At 71.4% G+C, this 23,412-nt stretch carries 26 protein-coding genes, 1 pseudogene and 1 riboswitch; of the genes and pseudogenes, 21 read left to right on the forward strand and 6 right to left on the reverse strand.

Annotated elements, in window-relative coordinates:
• The 3 genes from ACLQ3B_RS27640 to ACLQ3B_RS27650 all read right to left on the reverse strand — a co-directional run.
• Window positions 1-530: hypothetical protein (locus ACLQ3B_RS27640; protein ID WP_425783617.1), on the reverse strand; the 530-nt coding region annotated here is incomplete at its 3' end.
• The gene (locus ACLQ3B_RS27645; protein ID WP_088948250.1) at window positions 527-739 is read right to left on the reverse strand and encodes a phosphatidylethanolamine-binding protein; all 213 of its coding nucleotides are present in this window, start codon (window positions 737-739) and stop codon (window positions 527-529) included. The genes ACLQ3B_RS27640 and ACLQ3B_RS27645, both read right to left, overlap by 4 nt.
• Before the next feature lie 99 nt (window positions 740-838).
• The gene (locus tag ACLQ3B_RS27650) at window positions 839-1,720 is read right to left on the reverse strand and encodes a universal stress protein (RefSeq protein WP_425783618.1); all 882 of its coding nucleotides are present in this window, start codon (window positions 1,718-1,720) and stop codon (window positions 839-841) included.
• Window positions 1,721-1,836: 116 nt separating this feature from the next.
• Here ACLQ3B_RS27650 and ACLQ3B_RS27655 point away from each other — a divergent pair, with 116 nt between their 5' ends.
• The 17 genes and pseudogenes from ACLQ3B_RS27655 to tnpB all read left to right on the forward strand — a co-directional run bounded on the left by ACLQ3B_RS27655 (window position 1,837) and on the right by tnpB (window position 15,426).
• Window positions 1,837-2,583 carry an SAM-dependent methyltransferase gene (locus ACLQ3B_RS27655; protein WP_425783619.1) on the forward strand — a complete coding sequence of 249 codons (747 nt, stop codon included), beginning with the start codon at window positions 1,837-1,839 and terminating at the stop codon, window positions 2,581-2,583.
• Between the two features lie 72 nt (window positions 2,584-2,655).
• Entirely contained in the window at window positions 2,656-3,828 is a 1,173-nt protein-coding gene (locus ACLQ3B_RS27660; RefSeq protein WP_425783620.1) for a PP2C family protein-serine/threonine phosphatase, read from the forward strand.
• A 56-nt stretch (window positions 3,829-3,884) separates the two neighbouring features.
• Window positions 3,885-4,346, forward strand: a complete 462-nt coding sequence (locus ACLQ3B_RS27665; protein WP_425783621.1) for a MarR family winged helix-turn-helix transcriptional regulator — start codon at window positions 3,885-3,887, stop codon at window positions 4,344-4,346.
• 295 nt (window positions 4,347-4,641) lie between these two features.
• The gene (locus ACLQ3B_RS27670) at window positions 4,642-5,274 is read left to right on the forward strand and encodes a CDP-alcohol phosphatidyltransferase family protein (RefSeq protein ID WP_425783622.1); all 633 of its coding nucleotides are present in this window, start codon (window positions 4,642-4,644) and stop codon (window positions 5,272-5,274) included.
• Window positions 5,271-6,215 (forward strand): DUF881 domain-containing protein, encoded by a 945-nt coding sequence (locus ACLQ3B_RS27675; RefSeq protein ID WP_425783623.1) that lies wholly within the window; start codon window positions 5,271-5,273, stop codon window positions 6,213-6,215. Before ACLQ3B_RS27670 ends, ACLQ3B_RS27675 begins: the two co-directional genes overlap by 4 nt.
• Window positions 6,212-6,544 carry a small basic family protein gene (locus ACLQ3B_RS27680; protein WP_030327710.1) on the forward strand — a complete coding sequence of 111 codons (333 nt, stop codon included), beginning with the start codon at window positions 6,212-6,214 and terminating at the stop codon, window positions 6,542-6,544. Before ACLQ3B_RS27675 ends, ACLQ3B_RS27680 begins: the two co-directional genes overlap by 4 nt.
• A gap of 11 nt (window positions 6,545-6,555) precedes the next feature.
• Window positions 6,556-7,554: a DUF881 domain-containing protein gene (locus ACLQ3B_RS27685; RefSeq protein WP_425783624.1), complete on the forward strand. Its 999-nt coding sequence runs from the start codon at window positions 6,556-6,558 to the stop codon at window positions 7,552-7,554.
• A 60-nt stretch (window positions 7,555-7,614) separates the two neighbouring features.
• A complete protein-coding gene (gene gcvH / locus ACLQ3B_RS27690) occupies window positions 7,615-7,995 on the forward strand; it encodes a glycine cleavage system protein GcvH (RefSeq protein WP_196926700.1) in 381 nt (126 codons plus the stop codon).
• 214 nt (window positions 7,996-8,209) lie between these two features.
• The gene (gene odhI / locus ACLQ3B_RS27695) at window positions 8,210-8,662 is read left to right on the forward strand and encodes an oxoglutarate dehydrogenase inhibitor Odhl (RefSeq protein ID WP_007071101.1); all 453 of its coding nucleotides are present in this window, start codon (window positions 8,210-8,212) and stop codon (window positions 8,660-8,662) included.
• A gap of 50 nt (window positions 8,663-8,712) precedes the next feature.
• Window positions 8,713-9,414, forward strand: coding sequence for a MerR family transcriptional regulator (locus ACLQ3B_RS27700; protein WP_387166754.1), 702 nt, complete (start codon window positions 8,713-8,715; stop codon window positions 9,412-9,414).
• A gap of 186 nt (window positions 9,415-9,600) precedes the next feature.
• Window positions 9,601-10,065: a bifunctional nuclease family protein gene (locus ACLQ3B_RS27705; protein ID WP_425783625.1), complete on the forward strand. Its 465-nt coding sequence runs from the start codon at window positions 9,601-9,603 to the stop codon at window positions 10,063-10,065.
• Between the two features lie 160 nt (window positions 10,066-10,225).
• Window positions 10,226-10,822, forward strand: a complete 597-nt coding sequence (locus ACLQ3B_RS27710; protein ID WP_425783626.1) for a MerR family transcriptional regulator — start codon at window positions 10,226-10,228, stop codon at window positions 10,820-10,822.
• A gap of 258 nt (window positions 10,823-11,080) precedes the next feature.
• Window positions 11,081-11,479 carry a group I truncated hemoglobin gene (locus tag ACLQ3B_RS27715; protein WP_425783627.1) on the forward strand — a complete coding sequence of 133 codons (399 nt, stop codon included), beginning with the start codon at window positions 11,081-11,083 and terminating at the stop codon, window positions 11,477-11,479.
• Window positions 11,480-11,481: 2 nt separating this feature from the next.
• Window positions 11,482-12,663, forward strand: coding sequence for a globin domain-containing protein (locus ACLQ3B_RS27720; protein ID WP_425783628.1), 1,182 nt, complete (start codon window positions 11,482-11,484; stop codon window positions 12,661-12,663).
• 52 nt (window positions 12,664-12,715) lie between these two features.
• Entirely contained in the window at window positions 12,716-13,411 is a 696-nt protein-coding gene (locus ACLQ3B_RS27725) for a DivIVA domain-containing protein (protein ID WP_425783629.1), read from the forward strand.
• Window positions 13,412-13,488: 77 nt separating this feature from the next.
• Window positions 13,489-14,038, forward strand: a pseudogene (locus tag ACLQ3B_RS27730) (IS607 family transposase).
• Window positions 14,035-15,426 (forward strand): IS607 family element RNA-guided endonuclease TnpB, encoded by a 1,392-nt coding sequence (gene tnpB / locus ACLQ3B_RS27735; RefSeq protein WP_425783630.1) that lies wholly within the window; start codon window positions 14,035-14,037, stop codon window positions 15,424-15,426. Before ACLQ3B_RS27730 ends, tnpB begins: the two are co-directional and overlap by 4 nt.
• Here the strand turns inward: tnpB and ACLQ3B_RS27740 are convergent.
• Both ACLQ3B_RS27740 and ACLQ3B_RS27745 read right to left on the reverse strand, forming a co-directional pair.
• A complete protein-coding gene (locus ACLQ3B_RS27740) occupies window positions 15,403-15,594 on the reverse strand; it encodes a DUF1905 domain-containing protein (RefSeq protein ID WP_425783631.1) in 192 nt (63 codons plus the stop codon). The two genes, tnpB and ACLQ3B_RS27740, sit on opposite strands and share 24 nt — an antisense overlap.
• A 27-nt stretch (window positions 15,595-15,621) precedes the next feature.
• Window positions 15,622-16,278: an NAD(P)-binding oxidoreductase gene (locus tag ACLQ3B_RS27745; protein WP_425783632.1), complete on the reverse strand. Its 657-nt coding sequence runs from the start codon at window positions 16,276-16,278 to the stop codon at window positions 15,622-15,624.
• Window positions 16,279-16,397: 119 nt separating this feature from the next.
• Between ACLQ3B_RS27745 and ACLQ3B_RS27750 the strand changes: the two genes are divergently transcribed.
• From ACLQ3B_RS27750 to gcvP, 3 genes are all read left to right on the forward strand, one after another.
• Complete coding sequence (locus ACLQ3B_RS27750; protein ID WP_425783776.1) at window positions 16,398-17,465, forward strand: MerR family transcriptional regulator; 1,068 nt, start codon at window positions 16,398-16,400, stop codon at window positions 17,463-17,465.
• A gap of 202 nt (window positions 17,466-17,667) precedes the next feature.
• On the forward strand, window positions 17,668-18,510 hold the full coding sequence (locus ACLQ3B_RS27755) for an NAD-dependent protein deacetylase (protein ID WP_425783633.1): 843 nt from the start codon (window positions 17,668-17,670) through the stop codon (window positions 18,508-18,510).
• A 136-nt stretch (window positions 18,511-18,646) separates the two neighbouring features.
• Window positions 18,647-18,745: riboswitch (glycine riboswitch) on the forward strand.
• A 73-nt stretch (window positions 18,746-18,818) separates the two neighbouring features.
• Window positions 18,819-21,641: an aminomethyl-transferring glycine dehydrogenase gene (gcvP, locus tag ACLQ3B_RS27760; RefSeq protein ID WP_425783634.1), complete on the forward strand. Its 2,823-nt coding sequence runs from the start codon at window positions 18,819-18,821 to the stop codon at window positions 21,639-21,641.
• A gap of 178 nt (window positions 21,642-21,819) precedes the next feature.
• Here gcvP and ACLQ3B_RS27765 read toward each other — a convergent pair whose 3' ends face one another.
• Window positions 21,820-22,020 (reverse strand): DUF5999 family protein, encoded by a 201-nt coding sequence (locus ACLQ3B_RS27765; protein ID WP_007460326.1) that lies wholly within the window; start codon window positions 22,018-22,020, stop codon window positions 21,820-21,822.
• Window positions 22,021-22,143: 123 nt separating this feature from the next.
• Between ACLQ3B_RS27765 and ACLQ3B_RS27770 the strand changes: the two genes are divergently transcribed.
• A complete protein-coding gene (locus ACLQ3B_RS27770; protein WP_425783635.1) occupies window positions 22,144-23,391 on the forward strand; it encodes a chorismate-binding protein in 1,248 nt (415 codons plus the stop codon).
• The last annotated feature ends 21 nt before the right edge of the window (window positions 23,392-23,412 follow it).

Consider the following 23,412-nt stretch of genomic DNA (forward strand, 5'->3'; position numbering starts at 1 on the left):
CGCGCGGCCGCGGGGCGGCCCGGGCCCCCGGGGCAGCAGGCGCCGCACGGCCCGGCCGGGGCGCGTGTTGGCGGGGCCCGCAGCGACGCCCGGGTTCTAGCGGCCGCCAGCCCGTACGCGAGGTGCGGGATGATGTCGGAGATCCAGTCGGAGCGCCGCCACGTCCGCGGGTCGCTGATGCCGAGCACCGTGATCGACCCGTCGGTCATGGTCATCACGCCCGCGCCGAGCAGGCCGGTGGCCACCGGCAACGGTTGACGTCGACCACCGGCGTACAGCGCGAACCCGACACCCGCGGCGACGCCGAGCCCGTAACCGATCAGAGGCCCGAGGCCCGAGCGGCGGTTGGCCGCCCGGGCCCCGTTCCCCAGGTCCACGTGCGCGATCCCGGCCAGCCGGTCGACGGTCTCCTGGGGGACGTCGCTCTCCGGCCGTCCCCGTAGCGCCATGTCGAGGTAGCTGACCACGTTCAGCGCGGTGCTGCCGACGGCGCCCGCGATCGCGCCGTCGGCCACGTCGACAGTCCTCACTTCGGATCGCCCGGTTCGCGCTCGCTCTTCGGGCCATACGTGCGCTCTCCGCGCACCACGCCTCGTTGGCCGCGATCCTCCTGGAGGATCCGGTTGGCGACCTGGTTCGCCTTGCCGTCGGGCACTCGGCGTCCGGAGTCGTCGATCGCGTTGCGCAACCGCGCCCGCTGCTTGTCGTACGCGTTGCTGCCCGGCCGTGGTCCTGGCATCTGTGCCTCCTTCGTCGGTCTGGGCACCTGGTGCTGCCCACCGTCCGCTGGGCGTACCGCGGCCGTCTACCCGTCTGGTGGCGGACCAACCCCGGCGCGCTAGTGGGGCGCGCGGACCACGACGACCGGGCACTGCGCGTGGTGCAGCATCGACTGGCTCACCGACCCCAACAGCAACCCGGTCACCTCGCCGCGCCCGCGCCCTCCGACGACCGCCAGTTGGGCGGAACGGGACGCCTCGGCGAGCACACCGCCGGGTCGACCATGGATGACCCGGCAGGTCAACCGCAGACCCCTGTGCTCCTCGGTGAGCCCGGTCAGCCACCCGGCGAGCATCCGCTCCTGCTCGCCGCGCAGCTTCGCCTCGTCGTACACCAGGGGTTGCATGTCACCCGGCCCGCTGCTGCCGGGATGTCGGTAGGCGTGCAGCGCCACCAGCGGCACACCTAGCGACACGGCGGTCTCGGCGGCGTGGTCCGCCGCGCGCCGGGAGGCGTCCGAACCGTCCACCGCGACCAGCACCGGCTCGTCGGGTCGTCGCTCCCCCCGCGCGACCAGCACCGGGCAGTCGGCGTACGCGGCGACCTGCACCGCTACCGAGCCGACCACCAGCGCGGGAAATCCACCCAACCCGCGGTCGCCGAGCACGATGAGCGCGGCGGTGGGGGACTCGCCCACCAGCACCGCGGCGGCCTCACCGTCGATGATCTCGCCGGAGACGGACAACCCGGGCACGGTCGCCTCGGCCTCGCGCACCGCGGCCTCGACCAGTTCCTCGGCCCGGTCGCGCAGCCCACCGCCGGGCGGCGCGTGCGGGGCGGGGGAGACCGGCACGTGCAGCAGCGGCCAGATGAAGCCGTGCACGACCCGCAGTGGTCGGTGTCGGCGTGCCGCCTCGGTGGCGGCGAGGCGTACGGCACGCAGCGCCGACTCCGAGCCATCGACGCCGACCACCACCGCCGCGTTGTTCGCCGAGTTCACCGCCCACCCCCGCCCGCGGCCAGTATCGCGGGACCGGACGCTCCCGCGCCGCGATACCGCTGAGCGCGTCCCGGTCGGTACGCTGGCGACGACCGGCCGGGGAGGGGGCGTCGTCGATGGGTGAACCAGACCAGCCGAGCACCGCGCGCATGATCGACTTCTGGCTCGGCGGGCAGCATCACTTCCCCGTGGACGTGGCCGCCGCGAGCGCGTTCGAGCAGGCGTACGGGCCGTGCGCGCCGGTGTTCCGGGAGCTGCGGGCGTTCCTGGGCCGGGCGGTACGGGCCATGGCCGCCCACGGCGTGGACGGGTTCCTGGTGTTCGGCGCCGGGGTGCCGACGATGGGCAACGTGCACGAGGTCGCCACCGACGCCACGGTGCTCTACACCGACGTCGACCCGGTCACCATCCGGCTGGGCCAGAGCATCCTCGCCGGCAGCGACCGGGCCGGCTACGGCTTCGGCGACGCGACGGACATCGGCACTGTCGACCCGGCGCAGCTGCACCGCTTCGTGCCGGGGTGGGGTCGGCGGCCGGTCGGAGTGGTCTTCCTCGGGTTGGCCGCGTTCCTCGACGACGCCACAGTGACCCACACCCTCGACGAGTTGTACGCTGCCGCGGCGCCGGGCAGCCTGCTGGCGGTGGACTTCGACACCGAGGAGTTGGCGGCCCATCCGCAGGCGTTGGCCATGATGGGGCCGCAGTTCCGGATGCGTCCACCGGCGGCGTTCGCGCCCCTGCTGGGTCGGTGGGCGCCGACGGCGGACGGGATCGTCCCGGTCGCCGAGTGGCGGCCGGACGGTCCGCCGGCGCGGGTGCCCGACGCGTTCCACGGTGTGCTCGCGACCCGCCCGGGTGACTGACCGCGCGGATCATCTGTCCCGGGGGCGTCCGTATGATGCTTGCCCTGTAGCAAGCTTCTGGGGAGGGCGACGATGGTAGACGCGCCGGACGTGGTGTCGCGCGCGTTGCGCGAGGCCCCGCCCGACCAGTTGGCGGAGGCCGCGGACCGGGCGATCCGGTCGACGATGGGCGCGCTGCGCACCGACGTCTTCGTCGCCGACTACCGGATCAGCGGCCTCTGGCCGGTGCTGGACCCCGACCTGCCGGCCGGCGGTTTCCTGGCCTGCCACACCATGGCGCAGCGCTGCTTCAGCAGCCAGCAACCGGTGCGCGACGGCGAGGGCCCCTGCCGGCTCTACCTGCCGTTGACGGTGTGGGGGGAGCGGCTGGGCGTGCTGCTGATCGAGCTTCCGGCCGCACCGAATCCGGCGGTCACCGGTCGTGCCACGGACATCGCCGGCGCCCTGGCGGTGGCGATGCGCGCGGCGGACCGGGAGACCGACCGTTACCGGCGGGCCCGGCGTCGGGAGCGGCTGACGATGGCCGCCGAGATGCAGTGGGACCTGCTGCCCGGTCGCGGTGTGGCGCACCACGCGTTCGAGCTGGCCGGCCAGCTCGAACCGGCGTACACGGTGGGTGGCGACCACTTCGACTGGTCGCTGGACGGCGACCGGCTCACCCTGACGGTGCTCAACGGCGAGGGCAGTGGGCTGGCCGCGTCCCTGTTGACCGCCGTCACGGTCAACGCGATGCGCAACGCGCGGCGCTCCGGTGGTGGCCTTGTGGAACAGGCCGAGTTGGCCTCGGACACGGTCTTCTACCAGCACCGGGGGGCCCGGTACGTGGCCACCCTGTTGCTCGAGGTGGACACCCGCTCCGGGCGGGTGCGGGCGGTCGACGCGGGCTCCCCACATCTGTTGCGGATGCGCGGGTCCACGGTCGAGCCGATGAAGCTCGATCAGCAGCTGCCGTTGGGCATGTTCGCCGAGACCCGCTACGAGCTTCAGGAGATGCAACTGGCTCCGGGTGACCGCCTCTTCGTGGTCAGCGACGGGGTGTGGGCTGCCGAGCCACCGGGTCAGGAGCCGTACGGGCAGCGGATGATGGCGCGTTCCCTGCGCGCCACGCGGCTGCAGCCGCCGGCCGAGGCGGTTGGTACGGTGATGCGCGAACTGCACGCCTATCACGCGGATTCCGATCTGCGCGACGACGCCGTCGTGGTCTGTCTGGACTGGCACGGTCCGCGCGAACGGGGCACGGGGTGAGATTCGCCGCCGCGTTGCCGGGCGGGCACCAGCGCGACGACGGCAGGGGACATCAGGTGGAGCGACCTGCGGATCTCGCCGCGGCGATCGATGCCGCCGCCGGGACGCTGATCGCCGTGCTGGACTCGGCCGCGTCGCGGCACGAGGTGCCGCCCACCCAGTTGAGGGTGCTCATGCTGCTCAGCGGTCGACCGGAGACCAACGTCAACGGGTTGGCGGAGCTGCTGGACGTCGTGCCCTCGTCGGCGAGCCGCCTGTGCGACCGGCTGGAGGCGACCGGGTTGTTGCGCCGGGTGGCCGATCCGCGCGACAGGCGTGAGGTGCGGTTGGTGCCGACCGCCGCCGCGTTGACCCTGTTGGGGGAGTTGGCCGAGCGGCGGCAGCGTGCGGTGCAGGTGGTACTGGACCGGATGCCGGCGCGGACGCAGCACGAGCTGTTGTTGGCGCTTGTCGGGTTCGCGCGGGCGGCGACCTCGGTGCCCGCGCAGCAGACCGACTCCGCGGTCCAGACAGCCTGAGCGCCGTTCCCCCGTCCACTAGTATCCTAGGACGCTTTAGGCGTGGTGACCCACGCCACAGCGCGGCACAGCCGCACCGACAGCCCGGCGGCGGCGCCCGGACGGCGAGAGGAAGCCCGATATAGTGGCAGCGCACCTACCCGGCCCGCGATCATCGAGATCGCGGGCCGCGTCAGGGGAAGAGGCCCCGCCCGGGGCCGCAGGGGAGAGCCGGCGTTCGTCGGCCCGACAGCGCGTACGACCCTCAGCCGCGCCCGGCGTCGGCCGGGGGCCCGCGTGCCGTGGAGGAGGATCGGTGTCGCGTCGGCCGGCTCGGGCAGAGCAACCGCGGGACACCGGTGACCAGACCCCCGGCAACCAGGTGCTCACCCTGCCCAACCTGATCAGCTTCGGGCGGCTGCTGGGCGTGCCGCTCTTCCTCTACCTGTTCCTGGTGGAGCGGGCCGACGTGGCCGCGGTCGTCGTGCTGGCCATCGGCGGCACCACCGACTGGGTCGACGGTTGGATCGCACGCCGCCTGCACCAGGTGAGCCGCCTGGGCGAGCTGCTCGACCCGCTCGCCGACCGGCTCTACATCCTCGCCACCCTTGTCGCCTTCACCGCGCGGGAGGTGGTGCCGTGGCAGTTCACCGCGGCGCTGCTGGCCCGTGAGGTGCTCCTGCTCGCCTCGCTGGCGGTGCTGCGTCGCTACGGGTACGGGCCGCCCCCGGTGCACTACGTGGGCAAGACCGCCACGTTCCTGCTGCTCGCGGCGTTCCCGGTGCTGCTGTTGGCCACCGCGGCCACCGACGTGGCGACGGCGGCGAGCGCCATCGGTTGGGCGTTGGCCTGGTGGGGGTTGGTGCTCTACTGGGTGGCCGGCGGGATGTACGTCGTGCAGGCGACCCGGTTGGTGCGCGCGGCGCGCGCCTCAGGAGCGGCGGCGTGAGCGCGCCGCGGTTGGGGAAGCCCGGCCAGGACCGGGTGTACGCGCCGGATTTCCTCACCGAGCTGTTCCGCAACCCGCTGGATCCGGGGTACGCGGACGCGGCTGCCGCCCGTCGAGGCGCGGCGGAGCCCGCTCCGGCGCGGGGGTGGCGGGCGTTGCCGGCGCGGTCGGTGAGCCTGGTCGTGGTGGTGATGCTCGGTTTCCTGTTCGCGGTCGCGTACCGGCAGACCGTGGCGGACGAGCCGGGGCGCAGCCAGGCCCGCTCGGGTCTGGTGACGCAGATCAAGGAGCGGGAGAGTCAGACCGACCGGTTGTCCACGCGAGCGGACCAGCTGCGCGAGGAGGTCAGTCGGCAGCGGGACGCGGCGTTGAGTGGGTCGGCCGCCGCCCGGTTGCGCAACCTGGAGGCGAGCACGGGGCTGGGTCGGGTGCGCGGTGACGGTGTGGTGGTGCGGTTGGCGGACGCGCCGGACAAGGCGGACGCGGTGACCGGTGCCGGGGCTGGGCCGCCGCGGGTGCTGTACAGCGACCTGCAGGGGGTGGCGAACGCGTTGTGGAGCGCCGGCGCGGAGGCGATCGCCATCAACGGGCAACGGTTGACGTCGACGTCGACGATCCGGTCGGCGGGTGAGGCGATGCTCGTGGATTTCCGGCCGGTGACCGGGCCGTACGAGGTGTCGGCGATTGGGCCGGGTTCGATGCGGCGCAAGTTCGAGGGCAGCCGGAACGCGGCGTTGATGCGCAAGGTCGCGCAGGGGACCGGGTTGTCGTTCGGTGTGCGGGAGGCGGATGACCTCACCCTGCCGGCGGCGCCGGAGCCGCAGCTACGCTACGCCAAGCCGTCGGTCAGTCCGAGCCCTTCCGCGTCGGGTGGCCGGTCCGGCAGTCCCGGGTCGTCCGGTCCGGCGACGACTGTTAGCCCCTCCGGAGGTGGCCGATGATCGCGGTGCTGGCGTTGCTCGCCGGTGTGGTGCTGGGCGTGTGGCTTGATCCCACGGTGCCGGCGGCGTTGCAGCCGTACCTGCCGATCGCGGTGGTGGCCGCGTTGGACGCGGTGTTCGGTGGGGTGCGGGCTCGGTTGGATCGCATCTTCGACGACAAGCAGTTCGTGGTGTCGTTCATTTCGAATGTGCTGGTCGCTGGTCTGATCGTGTATCTGGGTGACCAGTTGGGGGTGGGCGGGCAGTTGTCCACGGGTGTGGTCGTGGTGCTGGGTGTGCGTATCTTCGGCAACGTGGCGGCGATCCGTCGACACCTGTTCCGGGCGTAGGTTGGGTTGCGATGAGTGACGAGCAGACCGACACGGGCACCGGGTGGCCGCAGCCGGCGGGTCCGGTGCGGCCGGGTGGGCCGGCGGGTGAGCCGGATCCGCGGCCGGATGCGCCGGATCCGGATGAGTTGAGTCCGTTGGCGCCGCAGGGGCCTGCGCAGCCGCAGCCGTCGGGTGACGAGCCGGCGGCGGAGCCGGGTGTGGAGCCGGTCGACGACGGTGCGACGGTGGACCTGAGCGTGGTGTCGCGGTCGGGGGAGCCGGTCGCGGATTCCGACGGGTTGGCGGTGCCGGCGGCGCCGGCGGCTGGTCGGTCCCGGTGGAGTACGGCCGGGGTGATGATCGTGGCGTTGTTGGCGTTGCTGGGGTTCACGTTGGTCGTGCAGTTGAAGACGACGTCGACGGACCCGACGTTGGGGGCCACCCGGCAGGAGGACCTGGTCCGGATCTTGTCGGATCTGGATGCCCGGGAGAATCGCCTGCAGCAGGACATCCGTGCTCTGGAGGACAGTCAGCGGCAGTTGCAGTCGGGTGAGCAGGGTCGTCAGGCGGCGTTGGATGAGGCGACGCGGCGGGCGGATGAGTTGGGCATCCTGGCGGGGACGTTGCCGGCGGTGGGGCCGGGGTTGACTGTGCAGTTCGACGCCGGTGTGAAGGCGATTTCGGCGGACCGGGTGTTGGACGCGGTGCAGGAGTTGCGTGGTGCGGGCGCTGAGGCGATGCAGATCTCCGGTGGGGATCGGGCGACGGTGCGGATCATCGCGTCGACGTACTTCCTCGATGGGGACAACGGGTCGTTGATGGTGGAGGGGCGTCGGTTGTCGGGGCCGTACACGATCACGGTGATCGGTGATCCGGCGACGATGCGTACGGCGTTGAACATTCCTGGTGGGGTGGTGGCGTCGGTCCGGGGTGACGGCGGTAACGTGACGTTTGGGGAGCGTGAGGTTGCCGAGGTTTCGGCGCTGCACGTGCCGATCAAGTTGGAACACGCCCGTCCGGTCTCCTGACCGGCGCGGCCGCGCCGGACCCGGGTGGTCCGGGGCACCGATGGATGAAGGACGCGTCTGGTGATTCCCGAGGATCTGCGATACACCGCCGAGCATGAGTGGGTGGCGGGTGACGGCACGGCTTCGGTCCGGGTCGGCATCACCCACTTCGCGCAGGACGCGCTTGGTGACATCGTGTACGTGCAGTTGCCCGAGGCGGGTGCGGTGGTCGCGGCCGGTGACTCGTTGGGTGAGATCGAGTCGACCAAGAGTGTGTCGGAGATCTACGCGCCGGTGGCCGGTACGGTGGCGGCGCGCAACGACGCGTTGGGTGACACGCCTGAGCTGATCAACACTGATCCGTACGGTGAGGGTTGGTTGGTGGAGATCACGCCGAATGATCCGACTGCGACGGACGGGTTGCTCACGGCGGCCGCGTATCAGAAGATCACCGAAGGCTGAGTGTGCTTGATCCGGTGCGTGGGATGTCTGCGCGCGTCCGGTTGCCCTGCATTTCGGCGCTGGCTAGGCTCGCCCAGTCGACCGAGAACCCAATAGTTGAGCGTTGCGGAATTGCCTTCCCGGGCACGGGGAGCCAGCCGCCGGGTGTTCAAGTGCCCGGCGGCCAGACCCGCCATTACCCGACGCCGACCGAACAGATCCGTGAGGTGGTCCCATGACGCGGCCAGACGACGAGTTCCCCCCACTCGACGTCACTTCGACGCTCAATCTCGGTTCGCTCGACGAAGTGCTGGAGGGGCCGGATACCGATGTGGTGCCGAGCCGGATGTCCGGTTCGTTGCCGCCGGGTATGGCGCTGCTGGTGGTTCGTCGAGGCCCGAATGCGGGTGCCCGGTTCCTGTTGGACCACGATGTGACGACCAGTGGCCGGCACCCGGACAGTGACATCTTCCTGGATGACGTGACGGTGTCGCGTCGGCATGCGGAGTTCCACCGTGATGGTGGGACGTTCACGGTGCGGGACGTGGGTAGCCTGAATGGCACGTACGTCAATCGTGAGCGGGTTGAGGCGGCGACGTTGAGCAATGGTGACGAGGTCCAGATCGGTAAGTTCCGGGTGGTGTTCATCGCCGGTCCGCGCCCGGAGGAGGAGGCCGGCCGGGGGTGAACGAGCCTGCGGCCTCCATGTCACCCGGGGCGGCTCGGTCTGAGCCGCTGATGAGCATCGGTGAGGTGCTTGGGCAGTTGCGGGTGGATTTTCCGGACACCACGATTTCGAAGCTGCGGTTTCTTGAGGCCGAGGGTTTGGTCGAGCCGCAGCGGACGGCGGCGGGTTACCGGAAGTACAGCTGGGACGATGTGGCGCGGTTGCGGTTCGTGTTGACCGCGCAGCGGGACAAGTACCTGCCGTTGCGGGTGATCCGGGAGCAGTTGGCCCAGTGGGATTCGTCCGGTGAGCAGCCGGGGCGGTCGCGGCCGGCGTTGGTGGCGGTTGGTCCCGATGGTGCGGTGCCGGGTCGTGAGTTGGCGGAGCCGGCCGAGTCGTCGCAGGTGCGGCTCGGCCGGGCTGATCTGGTGGCGCGCAGTGGGATCGACGAGTCGACGTTGGTGGAGTTGGAGCGGCTCGGTGTGCTGGTGTCGGATCCGCCGGGGTGGTATGACGCGGATGCTCTGATCATCGCGTCGGCGGTGGCGGGGTTGGCGTCGTACGGGTTGGAGCCGCGGCACCTGCGGGGTTATCGGACGGCGGCGGACCGGGAGGTCGGTTTGTTCGCGCAGTTGGTGGCGCCGTTGGCGCGGCAGAGTGATCCGGCGGCGCGGGCGCGGGCGGCGGAGACGGCGCGTGAGTTGGTGGCGTTGTCGGAGCAGTTGCACGCGGCGTTGGTGCGTGTGGGTTTGCGGTCGACGTTGGGTCGGTGAGGGTTCCCGGCGGGTGGCGGCTGAGCGGAAAGATCTCTTCGGGGAAGCGTGCCGTAGGCTTGCCGGGGTAACCCCTTTTCGGCGCGGACGTGGTGCTGTAGCGCATGGGACGGCCGTGTTGCGGTCCGTGTACCGTGCAGGGAAAGGGCGCGGTGCGGCGTAGGTGACAACGACACGGAGGCGGCGGTGCGCGAGCTGAGCGTGGTCGGAGTTCGGGTGGAGCTGCCCAGCAACCAGCCGATCGTCCTGCTCAGGGAGGTCGAGGGGGACCGCTATCTGCCGATCTGGATCGGCGCGGTCGAGGCGACGGCTATCGCTTATGAGCAGCAGGGGGTCAAGCCGGCCCGGCCGTTGACGCATGATCTTCTGCGGGACGTGTTGGCGGCGTTGAAGGCTCCCTTGCAGGCGGTGGAGATCACCGAGCTGAAGGACAACGTCTTCTACGCGGATCTGTTGATCGGCGATGGGGTGCGGGTGTCGGCGCGGCCGAGCGATTCGATCGCGTTGGCGTTGCGTGTCGGTGCGCCGATTCGTTGTGCGGAGCAGGTCCTCAGCGAGGCGGGGATCGTTATCCCTGATGAGCAGGAGGACGAGGTGGAGAAGTTCCGCGAGTTCCTGGATCAGGTGCGTCCGGAGGATTTCGCGGGCTGAGGTGTGCCCGGGTTCGGTTGGTGATCTTTCTCGGTGGCTGCGCGGCGTGTCGCGTCGGTTCCTCCGTGGTAACTCCTGGTGGTGGCGATAGGGTTTCCATGTCGAGGGGTGCGCGTCGGAGGAAACGATGCGTCGCCACACTGACGGGGAGGTTGTCCGGATGCACGAGCCGCGGGATTCCGATCCGGGTGCAGAGTTCGACGAGTCGGGTGCCTCGTCGCCAGGTGTGGCGGCTGAGGGTGACGGTTCGGTTGGCTACCGGGGTGTGACGGCCTGCCACGCGGTGGGCATCAGTTACCGGCAGTTGGATTACTGGGCGCGGACGACGCTTGTGGTGCCGAGCGTTCGTGATGCCTCGGGTTCGGGGACGCAGCGGTTGTATTCGTTCCGGGACCTGGTGGTGTTGAAGGTCGTGAAGCGGTTGTTGGATGCGGGGGTGTCCCTGCAGAACATCCGTAAGGCGATCGAGGCGTTGCGGTCGCGGGGTGTGGAGGATCTGGCGGGGATCACGCTGATCTCTGATGGGACGACGGTGTATGAGTGCCGGTCTCCGGAGGAGGTGGTCGACCTGTTGCAGGGTGGCCAGGGGGTCTTCGGCATCGCGATCGGTGGTGCTTTCAAGGAGATCCAGGGGTCGTTGTCGCATCTGCCGGCGGAGCCGGCGACGAGCGCCCCGGTAGAGCCGGCGGTGGCGTCGGGTTCGGATCCGGTGGGTGACGAGTTGGCGGCGCGGCGGGCGCGGCGGCGCGCCGGCTGACCGTTCGAACTTTCGGATTTTTTTCGGTTGTTTTCTCGCGACCGTCGGTGACGGTGGCGGGGTTGCATCGGCCGTCACGGTCCACTGTGGATACGGTGGGTGTTGCTTCGGTGGCCGATTGTGGAAGTACCCATCGGTAGTGGTGACGCAACGTGTCGGCGTGTTGTCGGGAATCCGATAAGGGGTCGCTGACCGGAGGCGGTTGGCACGCTATGGTCCCTCACGGTTCTGGACCCTTCATCCCCGGAAGGAACGACCGTGACGGTTACGGAAGAGACGGCGCCCGCTTCGCACTACGACCGCATTGGCGGTGCCAGCTCGGTCAAGGCGGCCGTTGAGCTGTTCTACGACAAGGTGCTCGCGGACCCGGAGTTGGCGGGCTACTTCGCCGATGTGGACATGGCGGGTCAGCGGCGGCACCTGGCGTTGATGTTGACCGTGGTGCTGGGTGGCCCGAACGAGTACACGGGTCGTGGGTTGGCCGAGGCGCACCAGCCGTTGAACATCACTGAGGGGCACTACGCGAAGGTGGGCGAGCACCTGACGGTGACGTTGACCGAGCTGGGGGTGCCGTCGGACATCATCGCTGATGTGCAGACAGTGCTGGGGCAGGTGCAGGGCCAGGTGGTGGCTGCCGGGAACAGGTCGGGCGTCTGAGCGTGGACGCGGCTCGCCTCAAGCAGAGCTGGTCGGTGGTCGCCGGTCACGGCGACCAGGTGCCGCTCTACTTCTACTCGACGTTGTTCCTCGCTCACCCCGAGACGCGGCAGATGTTCCCGACGAACATGGCCGGTCAGCGGGATCGCCTCGTGACCGCGTTGGGTCACATCGTGTCCAATGTGGACCAGGTGGATCGGCTGGTGGGTTTCCTGCAGGATCTCGGCGCGGATCACCGCAAGTTCGCGGTCCGCGCGGAGCACTACCCGGCGGTCGGTGAGGCGCTGGTGGCGACGTTGCAGCATTTCCTCGCCGAACAGTGGACCGACGAGTTGGCTGCCGACTGGACGGCCGCGTACGGGTTGGTCGCCCAGGTGATGATGGAGGCCGCGCAGGCCGCTGAGGCGGTCAATCCGCCGTGGTGGGTGGCGGAGATCGTGGCGCACGAGCGGCGGGCGTTCGACGTGGCGGTGTTGACGGTGCGCCCGCAGTACCTGTTGCCGTTCACCCCGGGTCAGTCGATCGGGGTGTCGCACCCGTCGGTGCGGTCGTGGCGGTACTACTCGCCGGCGAACGCGCCGCGGGCGGACGGCACGTTGGAGTTGCATGTGCGGGCCGCGCCGGGTGGTGCGGTGTCGTCGCGGCTGGTGTACGGGTCGGCGGTGGGGGATCGGGTTCACCTGGCGGCGCCGGTGGGGGACCGGCTGGGGTTGTGGTCGGCGGGTTCCAGTGATCTGTTGCTGTTGGTCGCGGGCACGGGCTGGGCGCCGGTGAAGGCGTTGGTGGAGCAGGTGGCCGCGGAGGGTTCCCGCAGGCGGGTGGACCTCTACGTGGGGGCCCGTTCCCGTAGCGAGTTCTACGACAGCGACGCGATCGACAAGTTGGCGTCGTCGTATCCGTGGTTGACGGTGACGTACGTGGTGGGTGCCGACGTGCACCGGCCAGGAGAGTTCGTGCAGGCGGTGGACCGGGCGTTGGCCGACGGTGACTGGCGTTCCCGGCACGTGTTCGTGTGTGGGTCGGACGAGATGGTGTCGTACGCGGTGCAGACGTTGGTTCAGGCGGGTTACCACGCGGGGCAGGTGCACCACGAGGGCCTGGGTGCGCAGTGGTATGGCCCGGCGTGGCGGACGGCGGTGCAGCAGTCGGCCGCGGGTGACGTTTCGGGAGGTGGGCACAGGTGAGCGCGAGGAGTGAGCTTGCGAGCCCCGCAGTCGCGAACGGAGGTCTGCGCAGGTGAGCGCGACACCGATCAGTCGGTATGACGGGGTGCAGATTTCCGGCGGTGTGCAGGTGCGGATGACCGCCGATCGGGTTCGGCGGTGGGAGTTCGGTGCCGCGTCGTTCGCCCGGCGTGGTTACGACAACGCTGACGTGGACCGGTTCCGGGTGCAGGTCGCTGACGAGTTGGACCTGTTGGCGACGCAGATCGCGACGTTGCGGGCGGAGAACGAGCGGCTGACCGACCGGGTGGAGTTGCACCGGCACGGGGTGATTCCGAGTACGGGGGCGGCGGCGAAGCTTCCGGCGGCGCGGGAGGTGAATCTGCTGTCGGCGGCGCAGCGGGAGGCGGAGCAGATCATCGCGCAGGCGCATGACTACGCGCGTCGGGTCGCCGAGTACGCCCGGGTGCAGTATGAGAGCTACCTGCACGCGGCGGAGGCGGAGGCGAAGCAGGAGGCGGAGCGGGCGGTGGCGGAGTATCGCAGCGCGGCCGGGTCGAGCTTCGACGACACGGTGGCGACCCGTGAGGCGTTGCGGATTTTCGGCGAGATGATGGTGTCGCACATGCAGGCGGCGGCGCGGCATCTCGATGACGGCAGTGAGCAGTTGGCGCGCACGATGGATCGGATCGCGGCGGAGACGCCGGGGGCGCCGTTCGTCGGTGGTGTGGTGGGGCAGTCGGCGTTGCCGCGGCACCAGCAGCGCTGAGTCGTCGCGGGGGTGGGGCTGCTAGCAGGTCTCGTTGTGGTGGGCATGAGTGCTCATTAGAGGGCTATGGTGCGGGCGTGAACGTGAAGGAGCGGGCAGCGGCCACCGGCGTCTCGTACGCGACCGCGCGGCGGCGTTACGAGGCCGGGGCGCTGCCCGTTCCGACGTATCGGCTCGGGCGTCTCATCATGGTCGGCGAGCCGTTGACGGGCACGCCGGCTGAGGCTGGTCGGACCAGAAGACGGACCTCGACCGGCAGGTGGCCCGGGTGACCGTGTGGGCCACTGGGCAGGGGTTGGCTGTCGATCGTGTCGTCACCGAGGTTGGCTCCGTCCTCAACGGGCATCGCGAGGAGTTCCTCGCCCTACTGCGTGATCCTGCCGTGACGACCATTGTCGTCGAGCACCGCGACCGGTTCGCCCGCTTCGGCGCCGAATACGTCGAGGCCGCGCTGAGCGCACAGGGCCGCCGCCTACACTGGTGGTGGACCCCGCTGAGGTGGATGACGACCTCGTCCGGGACATGACCGAGATCCTGACCTCGCTGTGCGCACGCCTATACGGTCGCCGTGGCGCGGCGAACCGAGCTCAGCGCGCGGTCGAAGCGGCTACAGAGGGACCGTCGTGAAGACGTTGCAGGCGTACCGGTTCGCGTTGGACCTGTCACCGCGCCAGGAGCGGGCGGTCCTCGCCCACGCTGGCGCGGCTCGGGTCGCGCACAACTGGGCCCTGGCTCGCGTGAAGGCGGTCATGAGCCAGCGCGCTGCCGAACGCACCTACGGTGTGCCGGACGAGTTGCTGAGCCCGCCGATCTCGTGGTCGCTGCCGTCACTGCGTAAGGCGTGGAACGCCGCCAAGGATGAGGTCGCGCCGTGGTGGGCGGAGTGCTCGAAGGAGGCGTTCAACACCGGTCTCGATGCCCTCGCGAGGGCGCTGAAGAATTGGTCTGACGCGCGCAAGGGTGCTCGTAAGGGTCGCGCGGTCGGGTTTCCCCGCTTCAAGTCCCGGCGGCGCAGCACGCCTACGGTGCGGTTCACCACCGGCGTGATGCGGATCGAGGCCGACTGGCGGCACGTGGTGCTACCCCGGCTGGGCGCGCTGCGGCTGCATGAGTCGGCGCGCAAGCTGGCTCGGCGGTTGGAGGCGGGCACCGCGCGGATCATGTCCGCGACGGTGCGGCGCGAGGGCGGTCGCTGGTTCGTGTCGTTCACCTGCGAGGTCGAGCGCGCCGTGGGTGCACCAGCCCGGCCTGGCTCGATCGTGGGGGTGGACCTTGGTGTGAAGCACCTCGCGGTGCTGTCGACTGGCGAACGGGTGGCTAACCCGCGGCACCTCGTGGTGGCCGAGCGCCGGATGCGCCGTCTGGCCCGGGCGGTGAGCCGATGCGTCACTCCTGACCGTCGGGTGCGTCGGGTCGGGTCGAACCGCTGGACCCGGGCGCAGCAACAGCTCTCGCGGGCGCACGCGCGCGTCGTCGGGCTACGCCGCGACGGTTTACACCAGTTCACCACCCGGCTGACCCGCGAGCACGGCACCGTCGTGGTCGAGGACCTGAACGTCGCGGGCATGTTGCGTAACCGCCGGCTGGCCCGGCACGTCGCGGACGCAAGCTTCGCGGAGATCCGGCGTCAACTGACCTACAAGAGCGAGTGGAACGGTGGGCGGCTGGTCACCGCCGGCCGGTGGTATCCGTCGAGCAAGACCTGCTCCGGCTGCGGCGCGGTGAAAACCAAGCTGCCCCTGGCCGAGCGGACCTACACCTGCACCGCCTGCGGGTTGAGTCTCGACCGGGACCTCAACGCCGCACTCAACCTCGCCGCCCTCGCGCGTGAGGTAACCGACGACCGGAGTGGCCGGGAGTCGCTAAACGGACGTGGAGCCGACCAGAAGACCCGCACCCGCGGGCAGGTGGCTGTGAAGCGTCTACCCGGCACCGCGCGAGCGGGTCAGGCCGGGACCGTCCCACCGCAAGGCGGGACTACCGCGCAGCGCTCACTTCTGAGCACTCGCCGGTAACGGCATGAGGGTGGCGCTGAACGGGTGCCCGTCGATGGTGCCGGTGACCTTGACGGCGCGTCGGGTGCCGAGCAGGTCCGCGGAGTCGGGCACTGTCACGTAGGTGGCGAACGCGCCGTCTTTCTCGATGGGCGCGGTGAAGCGGTAGTCGAGTGGTTGCGGTTCCATGGCTCTCTCTTCGGCGCGGGGGGTCGGTCAGGTGGTGGCGGCGCGGATGGCCTCGGCGATCGGGGTGGGCCCGTCGACGAGTTCCAGGGTCGCGCCGGTGGTGCGTGGTTCGTCGAGCAGGCCGGCGAGGACGTGGGCGACGTCGGTGCGGCTGATCGCGCCACGGCCGGCGTGCGGGGTGAGGGTGACCCGCCCGGTGGGCGGGTCGTCGGTGAGCCGCCCGGGTCGCAGCATCGTCCAGGCCAGGTCGCGGCCGCGCAGGTCGTCCTCGGCGGCGCGTTTGGCGCGCAGGTACGCCGCCCACACGTCGTCGCCGTCGGGGGCGGGTGGCGTGTCCACGCCCATGGAGGAGACGAGCAGGTAACGGTGGACGCCCGCGCGGGTGGCGGCGTCGGCGAGCAGCGCGGCGGCGGCCCGGTCGACGGTGTCCTTGCGGGCGGCGCCGCTGCCGGGGCCGGCGCCCGCGGCGAAGATCACCGCGTCGGCGCCGTCGAGGTGCGCGGCCACCTGCGCGACCGGGGTGTGTTCCAGGTCGCAGACGACGGGGGTGGCGCCGGCGGCGCGCAGCGCCGCGGTCTGCTCGGGGTTGCGGATGAGGCCGACGGCGGTGTCGCCGCGCCCGGCGAGGTGACGTTGCAGCAGTAGGGCGATCTTGCCGTGGCCTCCGGCGATGACGACGCGCATGCGCCCAACCTACCGGCGCCGCGGGTGACGGCGGTGGCGCCGGCCTTGACCTTGACCTTCGGGTAACCCTGAGCCTGGTGGGCACCGGTCGCCGCGACCGGCACGAGGAGGATGTCGACGTGGGGCTCATGACCATCGGGGCGTTCGCCCGGGCGGCGAGGCTGACGCCGAAGGCGTTGCGCCTGTACGACCGGGTGGGGCTGCTGGCGCCGGCCGCTGTGGATCCGGAGTCCGGCTACCGGCTCTACGACCCGGCGCAGTTGCCGGTGGCCCGGCTGGTCGCCCAGTTGCGGCGGCTCGGCATGCCGCTGGCGACGATCCGGGTCGTGTGTGACCTGGATCCGGCGGCGGCGGCCGAGGCGATCACCGCGTACTGGCGGCAGGTCAGTGCCGACACCGCGGCCCGCGCCCGGCTCGCCACCCTCCTCGTGGACCACCTGTCTGAAGGGGGCGCCACCATGTCCGACCCGAATTGCGCAGTTGCCGTTCGCTGCGCCGCCGGTTGCGACACCGGGCTGGTACGTGACAGCAACGAGGACACCGCGTACGCCGGCGGGCGGTTGCTCGCCGTGGCCGACGGGATGCGGGGGCCCGGCGGGGCGGCTGCCAGCGCCGCCGCCGTCGACGCCCTGAAGCCGTTGGAGCTGACCGACGTGCCGGCCGTCGACCTGCTGACGATGCTGGCCGGTGTGGTGAGCGACGCCGACCGCGCCGTACGCGGGTTGGCGAGCGACGCCGACCAGCCGGTCACCACCCTGACCGCGCTGCTGCTCAGCGGCGCCCAACTGGCCCTGGTGCACGTCGGTGACACCCGGGCGTACCTGCTGCGCGACGGTGAGCTGTCGCTGCTCACGCAGGATCACACCTGGGTGCAGGCCCAGGTTGATCAGGGCAGGCTCGACCGGGACCAGGCGGCGACGCATCCGCAGCGCGCGGTGCTGGTGCGCGCCCTCGGTGGTGGTCGGCAGGTCGAGGCGGATCTGGCGTTGCGCGCCGCGCAGCCCGGTGACCGGTATCTGCTGTGCTCCGACGGGTTGTCCGCGGTCGTCGCCCGGGCCGACCTGCGCTCGGCGTTGGCCGCGCCCGCCGCCCCCGAGGACACGGTGCGGGAGTTGATCGAGCTGGCGCGGGCCGAGGGGGCGCCGGACAACATCGCCTGTGTCGTCGCCGACGTCGTCGCGGCGTAAGCCGTCGCCGGCCACCTAGCGGCGTAAGCCGTCGCCGGCCACCTAGCGGCGTAAGCCGTCGCCGGCCACCCAGCGGCGTAAGCCGTCGCCAGCGAGCTAGGGGCAGGCGTCGGCCGTCGCCGGCTTCCCCGCGCCGGGTGGGGCCACCCAGCCGGCGCGGGGTTCGGCGTTGGCGCACGGGTTGAGGCAGCATGGAGAGGTGATGGAGAGCCTGGACGCGTTGACCTCGCTGGTGGCCGGCGGTGGGGTGGTGGTGCTCAGCGGCGCCGGCCTGTCCACCGAGTCGGGGATTCCGGACTACCGGGGGCCCAGCGGGGTGGCGCGGCGGCACACGCCGATGACCTTCCAGGCGTTCACCCGGGATCCCCTGGCCCGGCGGCGCTACTGGGCGCGTAGCCACCTGGGGTGGCGGTTGATCGCGGGCGCGGCGCCCAACGCCGGGCACCGGGCGGTGGCCGAGCTGCAACGCGCGGGTCTGGTCGACACGGTGATCACCCAGAACGTCGACGGTCTGCACGGTGCGGCCGGCAGCACGTCGGTGATCGAGTTGCATGGTCGCCTCGACGAGGTGACCTGCCTGGACTGCGGCAACCTGACCTCCCGGGAGGAGCTGGACCGGCGGCTGCGCGAGGCCAACCCGGACTTCGTGGCCCGCGTCGCCGCGGTCAACCCGGACGGTGATGTTGATCTCCCCGATGAGCAGGTGGCGGCGTTCCGGCCGGTGGACTGCGGGATCTGCGGCACCGGGATGGTGAAACCGGACGTGGTGTTCTTCGGTGAGACGGTGCCGCCGCAGCGGGTGGCGCGGTGTTTCGCGGCCGTGGAGCAGGCCCGGTCGTTGCTGGTGCTCGGGTCGTCGTTGACGGTGATGTCGGGGCGGCGTTTCGTGATCCGGGCCGCTAAACGGGGCATACCGGTCGCGATCGTCAACCAGGGTGCGACCCGTGGTGACGGCCACGCCACCGTGTGCGTCGACGCGCCGTTGGGTGCGGTGTTGCCGCAACTGGCCGCGCGGGTCGGCGCCGGGGCACCGCTCGCGGTGTGACGGCGCGGGCCCTCGGGGCGTGACGGCCTGGGCCCCCGGGAAGAGGTGACCGCGCGGGCCCGCCGGGTGGGGTGCCTGGCCCGGGGGTAGGACATGAGTCGGAAACACCAACGCTGGTAGCGTTGAGCACGCCGGTAACACCCACGTGGGAGAGACCGCCCGACAGCACGCAGGGCGGCGCCGAAGGGGCAAATCCTCCCCGGAACCTCTCAGGCAAAAGGACCTCGTGGGCAGGCACTGTGGAGCGCCCCATGGGGTGCGACAGAGGGGGAGGCCGACACGTCGACCTCGCCCCGGGAGTGCCCCTGATGTCCGTAGAGCAGTTCGCCACCCGTCACATCGGTCCCGGTCCCGACGACGAGCGTCGGATGTTGGAGGTCGTCGGGCACGGCTCGATCGACGAGCTGATGGACGCCGCGATCCCCGAGGTGATCCGCTGGCACGGCACCCTCGACCTGCCGGACCCGGCCACCGAGGCCGAGACGATCGCCGAACTGCGCGCCCTGGCGGCGCGTAACACCGTCGCCGTCTCCATGATCGGTCTGGGCTACCACGGCACGCACACCCCGGCGGTGATCCGCCGTAACGTGCTGGAGGACCCGGCCTGGTACACGGCGTACACGCCGTACCAGCCGGAGATCAGCCAGGGCCGCCTGGAGGCGCTGCTGAACTTCCAGACCATGGTCACCGACCTGACCGGGTTGGCCACCGCGAACGCCTCCATGCTCGACGAGGGCACCGCCGCGGCGGAGGCCATGACCCTCGCGCGGCGGGCCTCCAAGAGTAAGAGCCGGGTGTACGTCGTCGACGCCGACGCGTTGCCGCAGACCATCGCGGTGATCACCAGCCGGGCCGAGCCGCTCGGCATCGAGGTGCGGGTCGTCGACGTCGAGCGCGACGAGGTGCCGGCGGAGTTCTTCGGCCTGCACCTGCAGTACCCGGGGGCCTCCGGGGCGGTGCGCGATCACGCGAGCCTCGTCGAGGCGGCGCACGCCGTCGGCGCCCTGGTGACCGTGGCGGCGGACCTGTTGGCGTTGACGCTGCTGCGGGCGCCGGGGGAGATCGGCGCGGACATCGCCGCCGGCACCACCCAGCGCTTCGGCGTACCGATGGGCTTCGGTGGGCCGCACGCCGGTTACCTGGCGGTGCGCTCGGGCCTGGAGCGGATGCTGCCCGGGCGTCTCGTCGGGGTGTCGCGCGACGCGGACGGCAACCCGGCCTACCGGTTGGCGTTGCAGACCCGTGAGCAGCACATCCGGCGGGAGAAGGCGACAAGCAACATCTGCACCGCGCAGGTGCTGCTCGCCGTGATGGCCGGCATGTACGCCGTCTACCACGGGCCGGACGGGCTGCGGGACATCGCGACGCGTACCCATCGGATGGCGGCGCGGCTCGCGGCCGGGTTGCGCGCCGGTGGGGTGGACGTCGCGGACGTCGCGTTCTTCGACACCGTCACCGCGACCGTGTCGGGCGCGGCGGCGCGGGTCGTCGCGGCGGCCGAGCAGCGGGGGGTGAACCTGCGGCTGGTCGACGCCGACCGGGTGGGGGTGTCCTGCGACGAGACGACGACCGACGCGCACCTGCGGGAGGTGTGGGCGTCGTTCGGGGTGCCCGCGTTCGACGGCGACGTGGACGCGGCCCTGCCGGTCGACCTGACGCGCGGCAGCGACTTCCTCACCCACCCGGTGTTCCGCAGCCACCACTCGGAGACGGCGATGCTGCGCTACCTGCGGCGGCTGTCGGACTTCGACTACGCCCTGGACCGGGGCATGATCCCGCTCGGGTCGTGCACGATGAAGCTGAACGCGACCACCGAGATGGAGCCGGTCAGCTGGGCGGAGTTCGCGAACATCCACCCGTTCGCGCCGGACACCCAGACCGTCGGGTACCGGGAGATGATCGGTCAGTTGGAGTCGTGGCTGGCCGAGGTGACCGGCTACGACGCGGTGAGCGTGCAACCCAACGCCGGTTCGCAGGGTGAGCTGGCCGGGTTGCTGGCGATCCGGTCCTACCACGCGTCGCGGGGTGAGACGCACCGCGACGTGTGCCTGATCCCGTCGTCGGCGCACGGCACGAACGCGGCGTCGGCGGTGATGGCCGGCATGCGGGTCGTCGTGGTGGCCTGCGACGACGACGGCAACGTCGACCTCGTCGACCTGGACGCGAAGATCGAGAAGCACCGCGACGCGCTCGCCGCGATCATGGTGACGTACCCGTCGACGCACGGCGTGTACGAGACGGGCATCGCGTCGCTGTGCGCGAAGGTCCACGACGCCGGCGGGCAGGTGTACGTCGACGGGGCGAACCTCAACGCCCTGGTCGGGTTCGCCAAGCCGGGCAAGTTCGGCGCGGACGTGTCGCACCTGAACCTGCACAAGACGTTCTGCATCCCGCACGGCGGTGGTGGCCCCGGTGTGGGCCCGGTCGCGGTGCGCGCGCACCTGGCGGCGTTCCTGCCCGGTGACCCGCTGGGCGCGCACGTGGACGCCACCCCGGCGATCTCGGCGGCGAAGTACGGGTCGGCGGGCATCCTGCCGATCCCGTGGGCGTACCTGCGGATGATGGGCGCCGAGGGGCTGACCCGGGCGACCGGTGTGGCGGTCCTCGCGGCGAACTACGTGGCGGCGCGGCTGCGCGGGCACTTCCCGGTGCTGTACGCCGGCAACAAGGGCCTGGTGGCGCACGAGTGCATCCTCGACCTGCGGCCGTTGACGAAGGCGACCGGGGTGAGCGTCGACGACGTGGCGAAGCGGCTGATCGACTACGGCTTCCACGCGCCCACGATGTCGTTCCCGGTGGCGGGGACGCTGATGGTGGAGCCGACCGAGAGCGAGGACCTGGCCGAGCTGGACCGGTTCTGCGACGCGATGATCGCCATCCGCGCGGAGATCGAGCAGGTGGGTTCCGGGGCGTGGCCGGGAGGGGACAACCCCCTCGCGAACGCGCCGCACACCGCGTCGATGGTCAGCGGTGACGAGTGGTCGCACGCGTACCCGCGGTCGGTGGGCGCGTACCCGGCCGGGGTGGACCGGGCCGGGAAGTACTGGCCGCCGGTGCGGCGGATCGACGGCGCGTACGGCGACCGGAACCTGGTCTGCTCGTGCCCGTCGCCGGAGGCGTTCGAGGACTGACAACGCCGCCGGCGTTCGAGACTGACAAACGCCGCAGGCGTTCGAGGATTGAACGACGGCGCGCCGGGGCGGGCGGTACGGCCTGCCCCGGCAGCCGCTGCGACCTGGGCGGGGACGTCCCTTACCGGGGGACTAGCCTGGGTCGACGGCGGCTATTTGGTGACGCTGAGTGGTCGGGTTACGCCACGAGGGCGTGGCGGGCGGGGCCGCGGTGCGGTGCGATGCTGCTGCCGTCGGGAAGCAACTCGCCGGTGTCCTCGAAGACGATGACGCCGTTGCAGAGCAGGCTCCAGCCCTGCTCACGGAAGCAGGCGAGGACCCGCGCGGCTTCCCGGTCGGTGGCTTCAGCGGAGGGGCAGGTCGGTTGGTGCTGGCACATCGGGTTCTCCGGACTGTGGGGGCACTGTGTCATGGTTCACATGACCAGTGACGCACAGTACCAAGCGAAAGTGTCCAGCATCGAGCAGGTGCACGCCTGGTGCCCGGGAAATCCACTGAACGGATGAGGAAGGTTGGACCGTACGGCGTGGAAACGCTCCCACAGGTGTGTGTCGCGGACCGCGACCCGGCTGGATTGGCCGACGACAGCGGCCCGGCGGCGGCGGTCGATGTACCCGCCGCGCCGGCCGCGTGCCGGGGCGCGCTTGTCGAACGCGCCCGCCTGCACTGGTCTCGCGGCGACGGCGGTGACCCCGCGGCCCTCGCCGAGGAGTTCCTCGCGGCGCACGGCCTGCCCCTGCACGACCTGACCCGACCCGCCCCCGCCCGCCACGGCACCGGGGTCTGCGGCGCGGCCCTGTACCTGTCCGCCGCCGCCGGGGCCCTGCTCGCCGGCGCCCCCACCGGGGCGCCGGAACCCGCGCCGGTCCTGCCCGACCTCGCCGTCGTCGTCTACGAGCACGGCCCCACCCGGGCCACCCGGCCCGGCGCACCGGCACCCTGGTGGCTCGGCGAGTGGGTCGAGAGCTGGACCCCCGGCCAGCACGCCGCCGCCGTCGACGCGATCCGCGCCGCCATCGGCCGCGGCGACGTCTACCAGAGCAACCTCGTCGGCCACGCCTGCGCCCCCTACACCGGCGACCCGTTGCCCGCCCTGAGCCGCCTCGGCGCGCTCCCCGGCGCCCGCTACGGCGGTGTCCTCACCGGCGACGGTTGGGCCATCGGCTGCGCCTCCCCGGAGACCCTCGTCGAGGTCACCGACGGGCAGGTGATCACCCGACCCATCAAGGGCACCCGCCCGGCCACCGCCGCCGGCCGCGCCGAACTGCTGGCCAGCGCGAAGGAACGCGCCGAACACATCATGATCGTCGACCTGGAACGCAACGACCTCGCCCGCATCGCCCGCACCGGCACCGTCACCGTCGACGACCTGTTCGCCGTGCGCCGCTGGTGCGACCTGTGGCAGGCCGAGTCGACCGTGCGCGCCACCGCCGCCGACGGCCTCGGCCTCGCCGACCTGCTGCGCGCCACCTGCCCCGGCGGCTCTGTCACCGGGGCCCCGAAACTCGCCGCCCTGACCCAGATCAGCGCCCTCGAACCCGTCGGGCGGGGCGCCAGCATGGGCGCGTTGGGCTGGGTCGCCCCGGGCCACGTCGACCTCGGCCTGACCATCCGCACCGCCGCGGCCGACGGCCAACGGCTGCACACCTGGGCCGGCGGCGGCATCACCTGGGACAGCGACCCGAGCGCCGAGGTCGCCGAGGCCGCCGCGAAGACCACCCCGATCCGCGCGACCCTGGCCGGGCGCTGACCCGCGCGTCGGACGGCGATA

Origin of the sequence: Micromonospora sp. DT53 (assembly GCF_049841535.1) — a bacterium.
In the GTDB taxonomy this organism is placed as follows: Bacteria; Actinomycetota; Actinomycetes; order Mycobacteriales; family Micromonosporaceae; genus Micromonospora.

Excerpts from the sequence above, each read along its gene's own strand:
- ACLQ3B_RS27745 (WP_425783632.1), bottom strand. The coding sequence starts at position 16,278 with ATGCGCGTCGTCATCGCCGGAGGCCACGGCAAGATCGCCCTACTGCTG.
- ACLQ3B_RS27710 (WP_425783626.1), top strand. The coding sequence starts at position 10,226 with ATGCACGAGCCGCGGGATTCCGATCCGGGTGCAGAGTTCGACGAGTCG.
- ACLQ3B_RS27740 (WP_425783631.1), bottom strand. The coding sequence starts at position 15,594 with ATGGAACCGCAACCACTCGACTACCGCTTCACCGCGCCCATCGAGAAA.
- ACLQ3B_RS27660 (WP_425783620.1), top strand. The coding sequence starts at position 2,656 with ATGGTAGACGCGCCGGACGTGGTGTCGCGCGCGTTGCGCGAGGCCCCG.
- ACLQ3B_RS27655 (WP_425783619.1), top strand. The coding sequence starts at position 1,837 with ATGGGTGAACCAGACCAGCCGAGCACCGCGCGCATGATCGACTTCTGG.
- ACLQ3B_RS27645 (WP_088948250.1), bottom strand. The coding sequence starts at position 739 with ATGCCAGGACCACGGCCGGGCAGCAACGCGTACGACAAGCAGCGGGCG.
- ACLQ3B_RS27755 (WP_425783633.1), top strand. The coding sequence starts at position 17,668 with ATGGAGAGCCTGGACGCGTTGACCTCGCTGGTGGCCGGCGGTGGGGTG.
- gcvP (WP_425783634.1), top strand. The coding sequence starts at position 18,819 with ATGTCCGTAGAGCAGTTCGCCACCCGTCACATCGGTCCCGGTCCCGAC.
- ACLQ3B_RS27765 (WP_007460326.1), bottom strand. The coding sequence starts at position 22,020 with ATGTGCCAGCACCAACCGACCTGCCCCTCCGCTGAAGCCACCGACCGG.
- ACLQ3B_RS27685 (WP_425783624.1), top strand. The coding sequence starts at position 6,556 with ATGAGTGACGAGCAGACCGACACGGGCACCGGGTGGCCGCAGCCGGCG.
- odhI (WP_007071101.1), top strand. The coding sequence starts at position 8,210 with ATGACGCGGCCAGACGACGAGTTCCCCCCACTCGACGTCACTTCGACG.
- ACLQ3B_RS27770 (WP_425783635.1), top strand. The coding sequence starts at position 22,144 with ATGAGGAAGGTTGGACCGTACGGCGTGGAAACGCTCCCACAGGTGTGT.
- ACLQ3B_RS27700 (WP_387166754.1), top strand. The coding sequence starts at position 8,713 with ATGAGCATCGGTGAGGTGCTTGGGCAGTTGCGGGTGGATTTTCCGGAC.
- ACLQ3B_RS27680 (WP_030327710.1), top strand. The coding sequence starts at position 6,212 with ATGATCGCGGTGCTGGCGTTGCTCGCCGGTGTGGTGCTGGGCGTGTGG.